This is a genomic window from Streptomyces sp. Isolate_45 (assembly GCF_024721315.2).
In the GTDB taxonomy this organism is placed as follows: Bacteria; Actinomycetota; Actinomycetes; order Streptomycetales; family Streptomycetaceae; genus Streptomyces.
On record NZ_JANFAK020000102.1, the window covers coordinates 19,165 to 31,035 of the forward strand.

General features: G+C 71.0%; 13 protein-coding genes and 1 pseudogene. 8 read left to right on the forward strand and 6 right to left on the reverse strand.

The window, feature by feature from the left end; translation table 11 throughout:
- Positions 1–89: 89 nt before the first annotated feature.
- Positions 90–1,781: a carboxylesterase family protein gene (locus NOD94_RS27625; protein WP_281208832.1), complete on the forward strand. Its 1,692-nt coding sequence runs from the start codon at positions 90–92 to the stop codon at positions 1,779–1,781.
- A gap of 213 nt (positions 1,782–1,994) precedes the next feature.
- Here NOD94_RS27625 and NOD94_RS27630 read toward each other — a convergent pair whose 3' ends face one another.
- The 3 genes from NOD94_RS27630 to NOD94_RS27640 all read right to left on the reverse strand — a co-directional run bounded on the left by NOD94_RS27630 (position 1,995) and on the right by NOD94_RS27640 (position 3,188).
- A complete protein-coding gene (locus tag NOD94_RS27630) occupies positions 1,995–2,240 on the reverse strand; it encodes a S8 family serine peptidase (protein WP_281208833.1) in 246 nt (81 codons plus the stop codon).
- A 359-nt stretch (positions 2,241–2,599) separates the two neighbouring features.
- Positions 2,600–2,812, reverse strand: a complete 213-nt coding sequence (locus NOD94_RS27635) for a cold-shock protein (protein WP_281208834.1) — start codon at positions 2,810–2,812, stop codon at positions 2,600–2,602.
- A 235-nt stretch (positions 2,813–3,047) separates the two neighbouring features.
- A complete protein-coding gene (locus NOD94_RS27640; protein ID WP_281208835.1) occupies positions 3,048–3,188 on the reverse strand; it encodes a hypothetical protein in 141 nt (46 codons plus the stop codon).
- Positions 3,189–3,264: 76 nt separating this feature from the next.
- Between NOD94_RS27640 and NOD94_RS27645 the strand changes: the two genes are divergently transcribed.
- From NOD94_RS27645 to NOD94_RS27675, 7 genes are all read left to right on the forward strand, one after another.
- Entirely contained in the window at positions 3,265–3,471 is a 207-nt protein-coding gene (locus NOD94_RS27645; protein WP_281208836.1) for a hypothetical protein, read from the forward strand.
- 492 nt (positions 3,472–3,963) lie between these two features.
- Positions 3,964–4,917, forward strand: a complete 954-nt coding sequence (locus NOD94_RS27650) for an HEXXH motif-containing putative peptide modification protein (RefSeq protein WP_281208837.1) — start codon at positions 3,964–3,966, stop codon at positions 4,915–4,917.
- Positions 4,914–6,065: a YcaO-like family protein gene (locus tag NOD94_RS27655; RefSeq protein ID WP_281208838.1), complete on the forward strand. Its 1,152-nt coding sequence runs from the start codon at positions 4,914–4,916 to the stop codon at positions 6,063–6,065. The genes NOD94_RS27650 and NOD94_RS27655 overlap by 4 nt, the downstream gene beginning before the upstream one ends.
- Before the next feature lie 7 nt (positions 6,066–6,072).
- On the forward strand, positions 6,073–6,807 hold the full coding sequence (locus NOD94_RS27660; protein ID WP_281208839.1) for a class I SAM-dependent methyltransferase: 735 nt from the start codon (positions 6,073–6,075) through the stop codon (positions 6,805–6,807).
- A 33-nt stretch (positions 6,808–6,840) separates the two neighbouring features.
- On the forward strand, positions 6,841–8,055 hold the full coding sequence (locus NOD94_RS27665; protein WP_281208840.1) for a cytochrome P450: 1,215 nt from the start codon (positions 6,841–6,843) through the stop codon (positions 8,053–8,055).
- Between the two features lie 167 nt (positions 8,056–8,222).
- A complete protein-coding gene (locus NOD94_RS27670) occupies positions 8,223–8,570 on the forward strand; it encodes a hypothetical protein (protein ID WP_281208841.1) in 348 nt (115 codons plus the stop codon).
- A gap of 562 nt (positions 8,571–9,132) precedes the next feature.
- Positions 9,133–9,906, forward strand: coding sequence for a hypothetical protein (locus NOD94_RS27675; RefSeq protein WP_348652358.1), 774 nt, complete (start codon positions 9,133–9,135; stop codon positions 9,904–9,906).
- 229 nt (positions 9,907–10,135) lie between these two features.
- On the opposite strand, the gene NOD94_RS27680 is transcribed toward NOD94_RS27675, so the two are convergent.
- The 3 genes and pseudogenes from NOD94_RS27680 to NOD94_RS27690 all read right to left on the reverse strand — a co-directional run bounded on the left by NOD94_RS27680 (position 10,136) and on the right by NOD94_RS27690 (position 11,154).
- Positions 10,136–10,522, reverse strand: a complete 387-nt coding sequence (locus NOD94_RS27680) for a hypothetical protein (protein WP_281208843.1) — start codon at positions 10,520–10,522, stop codon at positions 10,136–10,138.
- 90 nt (positions 10,523–10,612) lie between these two features.
- Positions 10,613–10,732, reverse strand: a pseudogene (locus NOD94_RS27685) (IS5/IS1182 family transposase); the annotation flags it as partial.
- Between the two features lie 209 nt (positions 10,733–10,941).
- A complete protein-coding gene (locus NOD94_RS27690; protein ID WP_281208844.1) occupies positions 10,942–11,154 on the reverse strand; it encodes a hypothetical protein in 213 nt (70 codons plus the stop codon).
- Positions 11,155–11,871 lie beyond the last annotated feature (717 nt).

Sequence of the window (11,871 nt, forward strand, 5' to 3'; positions counted from 1 at the left end):
ACGGTTAGCACCGGTAGCCGGCACTCGGACACCGCTCCGGACCGAGCGGTGTCTTGCTCCTCGTCCCCTGTACAGAAGGGTGGTTACGCATGTCCCCGACCATGACGACCTTGCGCCCCGGCCGAAGAGCCTGGCTCCGCACCGTCCTCTTCCCCGTCCTGTGCGCGGTGGCTCTCCTGACGGCCACGGCCATGCCCGCAACAGGCGCGCCTTCCGATTCCCTCCCCTCAGCGGGGCGGAGCGACGCCGTCGTGCGGACCGACCACGGACTGGTACGCGGTGCGACGCACGGCTCACACCTCACTTTCGGCAGCATCCCCTACGCCGCAGCGCCGACCGGACCGCTGCGCTGGCGTGTTCCGGCGCCCGCGACCCCGTGGCAGGGTGTCCGCGACGCGACGACGGCCTCCCCACGCTGTGTGCAGATGCCGACGCCGGGCGCCGACGCCGTCCTCGGCTCGGAAGACTGCCTCTACCTGAACGTCACCATGCCCGCGTCAAAGGCGGCCGGACAGAAGCGGCCCGTGCTGGTGTGGCTGCACGGCGGCGCGTTCCTGGGCGGTTCCGGCAGCGACTACAGCGCGGAGCAGCTCGCCGTCCGCGGGAACGCGATCGTCGTCACGGTCAACTACCGTCTGGGGATCTTCGGTTACTTCGGCCACCCGGGTCTGGGTTCCGCCCCGCCGTTCGGACTCGCGGACCAGCAGGCCGCGCTGCGCTGGGTCCGGGCGAACGCGAACAGCTTCGGCGGTGATGCCGGCAACGTGACATTGTTCGGCGAGTCCGCGGGCGCCCTCAGCCTCTGTGCGCACCTCACGTCGCCGACGAGCGCCGGACTCTTCCAGCGGGCCGTGCTGCAGAGCGGTTCCTGCATGATGTCCTTCCCCCGCGGGGCACTTGCTCCCGGAACCCCGGCGTACGAGCCCTTCGCGGCGCAGAGTGACGTCCGCACGGCCGGTGAGGAAGCCGCCCGGCAACTGGGCTGTACGTCGGGCAGCGGAGAGCAGGTGCTGGCGTGTCTGCGCGAGCAGGGCACGGATCGCCTTGCGACCGCACAGTTGATGCAGTCCTTCAACCGGCCCGCCTTCGGAAATTCCCTGCTGCCCGAGGCACCGGACCAGGCCCTGAGGTCGGGACGCTTCCACCGCGTACCGGTCATCCTGGGCACCAACCACGACGAGATGCGGATGTTCGTCGGCCTGACGCTCGCCATGTTCCCGCTCCGCACCGAGGACGACTACCGTGCCCGTCTGGTGGACGCCTTCGGGAAGGCGGCCCCGGCCGTCGAGGCCCGGTATCCGGCATCCCAGCACCCCACGCCCGCGATCGCCTGGGCCGCGGTGCTGACCGACCGGTCGCTCACGTGCACCACACTGGAAGCCGGCCGGGCCATCGCCGCCCGTGCTCCCGGCCTCCCTCTCTACGGCTACGAGTTCAGCGATCCGGACGCCCCGGTGCTCGCCGGCCTGCCCACGAACCCGGACTTCTCCTACGGTGCGGCGCACGGCTTCGAGATGCCGTTCCTGTTCTCCTCCCTCCCCACCGAACGGCCCCTGACCGACGCACAGCGCGCCTTGGCGGACCGGATGGTGGACTACTGGACGCGCTTCGCGCGCACCGGCGACCCGAACTCCTCCGGCGCACCGCGCTGGTCCCCGCTCCGACCGGGGTCCCAGGCTGCATGGCCGGTGCAGTCCCTGGCTCCCGGACCAGGCGCAGTCCGTCCCGTCGACGCCTACTCCGCACACCACTGCGCACTCTGGAACAGCCTGGAGCGGTGAGGGGTCCCCGCGCGTGCCTCCCGGGAGCCGAGGGGGGGGCGGCCTGCGCCGCCCAGTCCTGCCGGTGTTCGGGGCCGGACCGGCCGCGGGACCCGGGGCGACCACGGGACACAGGCAACAACGGGCCTTCAGCGGAGGACGGGGAGTCCCCGATCCGTCGATCGGGGACTCCCCCTACGTCCGGGGTGCCGGTCGTACGAGTGGCACCGGCGGCTACAGACCGCCGGTGAACAGAACCTGGTCCGGGCTCGACTTGCTGAGCTTGTGCAGCGTGTCCGTGGTGGCCTCCTCGTCCAGCCACTCGAAGAGCTCTTCCGGAGTCGCGGCGGGGTGTGCCTGCTTGTAGAGGGAGACGGCTCCGGTCACGTGCGGGGCGGCCATGGAGGTGCCGTCCAGGGCGATCGAGCCGCCGCCGAGCTTCCCCGAGACGACGGCCTCGCCGGGCGCGTACAGCTCCACGCACGTGCCCCAGTTTACTCAACGCGCGGGTTGATGCCGCGAGCTGTCCGAGAATTCACGAACTCACGCGCTTCGGCGCGGGCACAGCTCCAGGCGGCGGAGACGGAGTTCGGCAGGGAGCTGTGCGCCCGCCCCCAGTCCTTCCAGAACCAGCACGACCAAGCCGTGCGCGAGCACCCTGGTCCGGCTACCAGCCGTTCGCAGCCCGTGGCTGCGCGAGATCCTTGCGAACCTCACGCAGTACACGTCCACCGGCCTTTTCTAGGGGCTGTCCCAGAATTCCGGAACACCCGCTTCGACCTGCGGAACGCCAGTCGCGGCGGGGTGCTGGCGACCGCCTTACCGGCTCGCACCGCGGCCTACTCGGGGCGGACCTCCGCGGCCTGCATGCCCTTCTGGCCCCGCTCGGCCACGAAACTGACGGTCTGGCCTTCCTTGAGGCTCTTGAAGCCGTCACTCTCGATCGCCTTGAAATGGACGAACAGGTCGTCGCCCCCACCCTGCGGGGTGATGAACCCGAAGCCCTTCTCCTCGTTGAACCACTTCACCGTGCCGGTCTGCCGATTGCTCACGTGGCTTCCGTCCTCGCTTCATGATGCTGATCAACCGATGGAGATCACTCCCCCGCCGCCATGAGGGGTAACCCTGACCCGCACCAGCCCTGGACCGCCCCGCCGGGAACGAGAGCGAGCAAGTCAGGCCCTGGCATACGCCGAATACGGAATCGAGCGGGTCAACTCCAATCCCAACTCCCCACTCCCCCACACGGAAGAGGCGCCCACCGCGTACGGTGAGCGCCTTCCCGGGTCAGTCCGAGAGAACCACACTCGAAACGTCGTCGTTGAGGTCGATGTCCCTGCGCGCCGGGCCACCGTCATGTCCGGCCAGATCGTGCAGGTCGGACGACGCCTTGCCGGGGTACATCTTGTAGTAATCGCTGGTCCGCACGAAGACGCCGTGGTCGCTCGCCCACCCGCTGGTGCTCGATACGGCCAGGGCGGAGCGGGAGCTCGGCCATCAGCCCGTGCACGACTATGCCGGATCGCTGCCTGACACCGTGGCGTGGCTGATGGAGGCGACCGGGAGCTGGGACTGGCGGAAGGTCTTTCCTCGTCTCGCGGCACGCTGGGGGAGGTCGGCCTTCGACTACGCGGCCGAGGACCGGGCAGTGGCGGCCGGGCATGTGAGCGGGATGCCGCTCATAGCAGTCGACCGGGAACGGCGGAACTGAGAGGTCATTCGGTTTCCGGACAATCTGGTGGGGGCGCGGAGGAATGGCCGGGCTGAATGGGCGTTGTTGCCACGAGCTGTGTGTTGGTGACCGGGTTGAGGCCCTCCCGTTGCCATCTGCGCCGATGGCCCGGTCTATCGACAAGGCCCTCGTCCCGGGGTCGACGCAAGCCTGTATCAGGCCCTGCCCGACCTGGGCCGGTATCCACGTCCGGGCACGGGCCGTCATTGGCAGTGACCTTCCTTTCGCCAACGATGGTGCTGCCGGTGGATACCTGCCGAGAAGCGGTGGGGTCGGCGAGATGAAGGGATTCCGTCATGAACGAGGAGATCCACCACATCGAAGAGGTCGAGGCAGAGGAGCTTCCCGAGCTCGCCCTGATGGTCGACGTCCCGGAGTAGCAGTCGGCGCGCGATCTTGTGCGGGTGCGGCGGGCCGGTTGGCCCGCCGCACCCGCACGTCTCAACCTCCCTGTTCAGAAAGGAGTACGGCATGCAGGTGGAGCCGGACGCCCGGCAGGCCGCCGCTGACCGGGGTGCACTGACCCGCCGCATGGGCCTGGTGCTCGAACGGGCCGAGCTGCCGCTGCCCCCGGCGCAGGCGCTGCACCGGCCCGCCGTCGTCGAAGTGGTCCACACGGTGCAGCGGGATCTGCGGTCGGGTCCTCTCGGCGCGGACCGGATACGGGAACTGCAGACACGCCTGGCCGTGGGCCCCGCGCCGATGTGCGCGCCCGTGGATCCGCAGGACCACCTCAGCCGCAGCCTGGCTCGTGCCCTGCGCTCCGTGCCGGTACGGGCCGACGTCCGAGGGCGACCCGCCGGCTCGGAGGTCGCCGGCTGGCAGGCCGGCGAGCGAAGGGTGCTGGAGGAGGCGCTGGCCCTGCTGGAGGAGGTCTGGCCGCAGGGCGCCGCGGAGATGCGGGAGACGGTGGTCGAGGTCGCCCTGCTGGACGGCCACGCCATCGAGGGATTCACCGACTTCACCGTCCACGGAGCCGTCCTCGTCAATCGGACCCGGCTGAGGGAAGGCGCGAACGGACTGCCGGGGCCGGTGCGTTGCGCCGAGGCTCTGGTCCACGAGGGCGCGCACACCCGGTGCAACGCGGCCGCCTCGCTGGAGCCGTTCCTGCTGCCCGACCCGGGAGCCACCGCCGGCGGCGGGGCGCGCCCGGGCGGATCGGGCGGACTGCTGGTGGCCACACCGTTGCGGTCCGATCTCCGCCCGTTGAGCGGGCTCTTCCAACAGGCCGTCGTGCTGGCTCGCAGCGTGCTGTTCTACCGGCGGCTTACCGTGGCGGGTGCGGCGGCGTCCCAGCGGCACGCGAAGCTCGCGGAGGGCGGTGCGATGGCCGTCCGCACCCTGGACGCGCACGCGGACAGCCTCACCCGGCGCGGCCGGCGGGTACTGGAGGAGTGTGCGAGCGTGCTGGGAGGGCGCGGGTGAACGCCTGGACGCCGCAGGTCTTCGCTCCGTATCCCGGCCACCCGGACGTCCTGCTGGCGCGCGTCGCCGCCCGTTCGGCCGCCTTCGAGGGGACCAGTGCGGCTGACGGGGACCGTGTGATCGTCGGCAGTGCCGCCGGGCACGACCGGGAGCAGGTCATGCGCGGTGCGCGGGGGGAACTCCTGGAGCGGATCGGGAACGTGATGGCCGGTCGGGCGGCCGAGGCGGGCGGCGAGGTCGTGGCGACACCCGCCGAGCTGCGGGGCATGGCGCGGGCCGTCATAGTGCCATCGGTCAGGTCCGACAGTCGGCGCTTGTGGGTGCGTGGACGTACGGTTGCCGGCAGGCCGGTGTATGTCGCGGCGGGCAGCGTCTTCCTTCAGCACCGTCCACCGCCCGGCTGCGCGGCGTTGCCTTCGGCCGGCTCCACCGGACTCGCCTCGCACACCGACCGCCGGTCCGCTGCCCGCCATGCCGCCTGGGAAGTCCTGGAGCGGGATCTGATCCGGCGCAGCTGGTACGGGCTCTCCAGTCTGCCTCCCCGGGCACTGGCCGCGGCCCCCGCCGGGCCGCTCGGCGATCTCTTCGAGGCCCAAGGGCTGGTGGCCACCGCGTTCGCTGTGCCCGCACCGCCCGGCGCCGAGTGCGTGGTCGTGTGCCTGCACCGGCCGGACGGCACGGAACAGACGTTCGGGGCGCGCTGCGGGCCACCGGACACGGTCGAGTCGCTCGTCGAGAAGGCAGTGTACGAAGCCCTCATGGTGCGGTGGAGCATGAGCAGCGTCGTGGCCCGCGCCACCTGGGAGCGGTGGCGGGGCGATGGCCCTCCGAGAACCGCTGTGCAGCACGCTCTGTGGGCGTACCACCGGCAGGACAGTCTGAACCTGTGGAAGGTGGCCGGGGCCACCAGTGTGGCCACACGCCCCGCCCCAGAGGCTGCGCCGGTTGATCCCTTCGACGTTCTGGCCGGGCACACAGGCCGCGATGTGGTCCTCGTGGAGACTGACGGAGGCCCGGCCCGCGACGCCGGAGTGAGCGTGGTGCGCGTCGTGGCGCCTGGAGCACTGCCGCTGCCGCCAGGCCCTCCGACTGCGGGTTTCGAACCCGCCTCAAGTCACGCCCACCCCCACCCCCACCCCTTCGGATAGGAGCCCCATGGTGCCGAAGCCCTCCCGGCCCGACTACGCCACCGAGTTCGCGGACGACTACGACCGGTTCTTCGGCAAGCCCGGAATCAGCGGCACCACGGTGGACGCACTCGCCGCACTCGCCGGGGCCGGACCCGTACTGGAACTGGGCATCGGCACCGGAAGGATCGCCCTGCCGCTGCGCGCCCGCGGCATCGACGTGCACGGCATCGACGGCTCCGAAGCCATGATCGGCCGGCTCCGTGCCAAACCCGCGGGGGCCGAGGTCCCCGTCACCCTCGGGGACTTCTCCCAGGTCCCGATCACCGGGAGTTTCAGCCTCGTGTACCTGGCGGCGGGGACCTTCTTCGAACTGCGGGACCAGGAGAGCCAGGCCCGGTGTTTCGTGAACGTGGCCCGCCGGCTCTCCCTGGGTGGCCTCTTCGTCTTCGACTCCCACGTCCCGGAGGCACTCGCCCGGGCCGCCGGCGGATCGGAAGTCGTCTCCGAGGACGAGGACCACCTCGTGCTGTGCCATCGGCGCCTCGACCCCTCCGCCCAGCGCTACCGCTCCCACTACGTCATCCACGAGGATGGCCGCACCCGCCACCTGCGGGTCGAGTTCCGCTACGCGGGCCACGGCGAACTGGACCTGATGGCAGGACAGGCCGGTCTCCGTCTGCGCGAGCGCTGGGGCGGCTGGGCGGGCGGGCCCTTCACCAAGGACAGCGCCTACCACGTCTCCCTCTATGAACGGCCCTGACCGCCCCGCTTCACCGCACGGATGGAGCATCACATGAGCCGCCCTGACGGCCCGCTGCCGTTTCCCTTCCCGCACACCGACGGCCTCGCCCCACTCCCCGAGCTGGCCGACCTGCGGCGCGACAGACCCGTCGTCAGGGTCCGGCTACCCAGTGGCAGTACCGCCTGGCTGGTCACACGGAACGCCGACGTGCGCAAGGTACTGGCCGACCCGCGGTTCAGCCGCACCCGTGCCCCCCGAGAACAGAAGGCCCAAAGCGGTCCTGCCACCGCGCCACCGACCGCGGGGCGCCGCGCCACGGTCCTGCCCGACTCGATCCTCGCCAGCGATCCGCCCGACCACTCTCGCCTGCGCAGACTGATCTCTCCGGCCCTGACAGTCCGCCGAACCGAAGCCATGCGCCAGGACATCACCGCTCTCACCCACGAGCTCCTCGCCGCCATGGAACCGGCCAAGCGTCCCGCGGACCTCGTCACCCACTTCACGCGCCCACTGCCCCTGGCCGTGATCTGCGACCTCCTCGGCACACCGCGGGTGGACGCCGACCGGCTCGACGCCTGGGACGAAGTGATGCGCAGCGTCACGGCCACGAACGCGGAAGTGAGCGCGGCCGTCGAGGAGATGACCGACTATCTCGCCCGCCTGGTTGCCGCCAAACGATCCCACCCCGGCAACGACATGCTCAGCGTGCTCATCGCGGCCCGCGACGAGGGCGACCGACTCAGCGAGGGCGAACTCATCTCCTTCTGCGTGGTCCTCCTCGCCGGTGGCTACGGCACCACCGCGGACCGGCTGGCCGGACTGGTCCACCTCCTGCTCGAACAACCCGACCGGTACATGCTCCTGCGCGATGAACCCGACCGGATCCCGAACGCGGTCGAAGAACTCCTTCGCTACGCGCAAGCGAGCATGGGGGCGAACATCCGCGTGGCAACCGAGGACGTCGCCCTGGGCGGGATCACCGTCGCCCAGGGCGACGCCGTCCTCGCACTCACTTCCTCCGCCAACCACGACGAGAGCGTGTACCGCGCGCCCGACCTCCTCGACCTCACCCGCGCCGCCCCCTCTCACCTCGCCTTCGGCCACGGCGCCCACTTCTGCGTCGGCGCACAGCTCGCCCGCGTCCAGCTCCAGGAATCCCTCAGGGCCCTCACCCGCCTACGACCGGGCCTGCGCGCCGCCGGCCCCGCCCAGTGGAAGACCGGCCGGACCTCACGCGCCCCCCGCACACTGCCCGTCACCTGGTGACACTCACCGCCGGGCCGCGACGGCGTGGAGCACCCGGGCCTGATCACCCAAAACCCCCAGTGGCTGACGCTCATGTCTCGCAGCCGGCGGGCGGCCTCAACGGCGAGCAGCGCCTGGCCGACCTCGGCATCGGCTGGGCCCGGTGACACCCGGCCGGAGCGATTCGGGTGCGCACTGGCTGTTGCCGGAGATCGTTCTCCAGGGGTGACCACATACAAGTCAGCCACGACGTTCGTACTCACGGCCGGTGCGGCGGCGGCACTGGCCGCAGCCGCCGCGCCGGCTTCCGCCGGAGCATCGGTGACATCCTGTCGCCGGCCTTCGGAACCAACTGCGCCAACCACAAGCCCCCTTCCCACGCTGCCGGTGCCACCGGCACCGGCACCGGCACCGGCGGCGGCGGCGGCGGCGGCGACGACGACGACGACGACAACGAGATTCAGAACGGTCTGGTGAACGTGGACGACGTCGCCATCCGCATCCTCGGCAGCGGCTCCAACACGGACATTGGCTGACCAACACCCGATCGGTGATCCGGCCGCAGACCTGGCGGGTCATCCACCGGACCGTGCCCTGGTCGCCGGTCCCGGTAGGCCTGGGTACGGCAGGCGTCACCACAGTACTGCCGCCGGGCCGCCGCTTCCGGGCGGCGGCCCGGCACGGCGGGAGGCACAGAGCCGACGTCGGGCCACACCCCCCGGATCCCCCGGCCGGGTATCACCCGGCTTCCGACACCGCCGCGGCGGCTCTCTCTGCGGCGTGGGCGGCCCACACCCCCCTCCACGCCTGCCGGTCGTCCTCGGGTACGAGGGCGGCGGACGGCCCGCCCGGCCCGGCGGGAGGGTAGACCGGAGGCGAGGGCACCAGGGGGATGCGGGCGACCCTACGCACCCGGCCACCCCTCCGAACACCGAGGATCCGGGGCCGGCCGGGCGGGTGTCAGTGTCGGATGCGAGGCTTTGGCCCGCACCTTAGGGCCCCCAAAGGAGCAGGCCGTGCCGGGACTACACCCCTGACCACCCGCCTGTCCTGGGTGTGTGCCTCTGACCAATCCGACACCGGGGAGCGTTTCGTCCGATGCCTGTACAACCCACACGATCCAAGAGCATTCCCACACCCGCATCGGGCATACATGCCTTGCCGTTCACACCTTCTCTCGTCAAAACGATGTTCAGGGACGTGACCTCCATGCACGTTTCTCGGCCGGCCGCGTGCGCGGCCGCGTCGGTGGTGCGGACAGTGCTGACCGAGATCGTCGACGGATGCCGGAGGGCGGCAGCTGAACAGGCGCGGACGAAGCTGCTTCCTGCGGACCTCGTCTCATCGCTCTACCGCAACGTCGAACTCACGGTGGGGGACAAGTGGTACGACCACAGCCCGACGTTCAAGGGCCTGAACGGTGTCACCTACGACGCCGAGGGTGTCATCGTGCGTGCCCCCAGGCCCAGCCAGTCGCGCAAGCCGAGTGCCATGGTCGGCGCGCACAGGTTCGAGGCCGAGACCAAGAAACTGCTGCGAAGCCAGGGGGTCAGGGCCGTCCCGGCGCTGGTCCGCGACCTGGACGGACTCGCGAGCAACTTCCTGACCGACCTCGCCCGCGACGCGGTGATGGTCGTCCGTGAAGGCGGGGTCAAACGGTGCGGCACGGTCGCCCTCGTCCTGCCAGGAGAGCCGACCCCACCCCCGTTCCTCAAGGAATCCGTCCCGACTCTGTACTCCCGCACGGGGGATGCACGGACCGTCGACAGGGACGACATCCTGGCCGCCACCACGATCCAGTTGTTCGGAGATATCCGACAGCAAGCTCTCACCGAGGCGCACGAGGCAACACGGAGCACGTCGGCCGTCTGACCGGCAGCCCCCAAGCCATCCACTGCCAGATCACGTCCCACCCCGCCCCTGGAACTGCTGGCTTCTGGTCGTCCACCGCGGCTGGGGCAGCAGGGCGGCCGGCTCCGACGCCGCCGACGTCGAAGCACTCCTCGCCGCCGAACAGGCCGCGGCCACCGCACCCGACACCCCCTGAGGCACCGGCAGCCGATCGCACCCGGCGCCCGTCACTCGCGCGGAACCTCCCACCTCAATGGAAGTCATCGATAGTGGTCGGCCCGCCGGTTTCGAGCTGGTCCTTGCCGATGTGGTCGTGGTCCCAGACCTCGACCTTCCAGTACTGGTTGGCACTGCTACGGCCGGTGGGCGCAATCTCCTGGGTCGCGGCAGCCGTCGCGGCCGAGGCCGTGCTGGACGTCACGATGGCGTAGGCACGGGCGAGCGCCTCCAACCCTGTGGCTTCCTGGCCCCCGGCTCCTCCGGCCAGACGGTCGGCCTGGGCACCGATCGCCACCAGAAGCCTGTCCCGGGAATCGGCGGCGGCCGGCGGCTGCGCCACCCTGATCACCGCCGGAATCTGATGCACCGCAGTCTCCTCCACGGCGGGGATGGTCGCTTCGGTTTCGCCGCTGCTCATGTGGAGCTCCTCGTCATCGGCTGTACGTCACGCGTCACGCTAGATCACCACCGGCTCCCGCGAGAGCAAGTCGCCGGAGCAGAAAGCCTCTTGGCGGGCCCCGGCGGCGTGCTGGTGGGCGCGGACGATGGTGGAGTCGACCGCGACAACCAGTCGAGGTCGCCTTCAGCGTCGGCCTGGGCGAGAAGTCGCCCCTCGCTGGAGCAGCCGACCCAAGGTCTCACTCATTGCCCGCGCGGTGGCGCTCCATCGCGGGCGGACCCGCCGGAACCCCGTGATGCGAACATTCAGCGTCATCCACCAGGAGGTGGCCGCACACCGCCCCCGCGCGAGCGGTCATCCCCACGCCTGGCCCGGCGGGCGGCCGGCAGTGTCGGCGAACCTCACCGCGGTCGGCGGGGCAGTGGAGACTCTCGGGATCAGGATCCGAAGAGCCGCAGGACCCGCGGAGCGTCCGGGAGGTCCTCGGGGGTCGGGGCCGTGCCCTCGAGGGGCATCAGATGGTCGTTGCCGCACGCCCCGGGCTGCTGGTGGTCGACCTCCCAGTCCCGGTCGGCGTCCAAGGCGGTCGAGCTGGTGGCGTAGAGAGGTTGACGGCAGGCCCGGCACCAGTAGAACGACCGCTGGCTCACCTCGCCTCCCGGACGGCGCTACGGGCCGGCTCGCCAGGCGGGGGCCCGTACGTCGAGCGGGCAACGACGGTCAGCCGGCAGGGAGCCGCCATCAGGAAGCGGAATCTCTCATTCACACCGGCTGAAACGATCCGGCGCCACCCACGTCACCCTCACTCCCGCTCCGCGAGGATTCTGTCCGCGGCCAGATGAGGACACGACCCGGTATGCCACGTCACCGACAAACGACCTCCGGCCATGCACAACGTGCGCGCTGCGCCGTCCTCCTCGGTGGCCCGACAGAATCCGCAGGGAAGCGACCGTACGAGAGCGTCCGCCATGAGTCTGCGCTTCCCGCCGGTCGGCATCCGAATCGAGGCCACTGAAGCAGACGAGGCGCCACCCGGTCCTCGTCACACCGAATTTCACATCCGGGGCCACCACTTCCACGACCGGACGCCGGTCGGGAACGGGAGGGCGCGGTCCGCACACCGCCCCGGACCTCGGTGGGGGCGGGGCGGCCGTCGATCGTTGGAGGTGAGCAGGTCCCCTGCTGCGTCACGACGGACGCCCCGACTGCCCGCACGGATACCCCGAGCAGCCCGAGACACCCCCGACCGGCCATTTCGCGCCACCCCCGAAGGCCAAACCGGCCGGAACGCGTCATGGGGGGGGGGGGGGGGGGGGGGGGGGGGGGGGGGGGGGGGGGGGGGGGGGGGGGGGGGGGGGGGGGGGGGG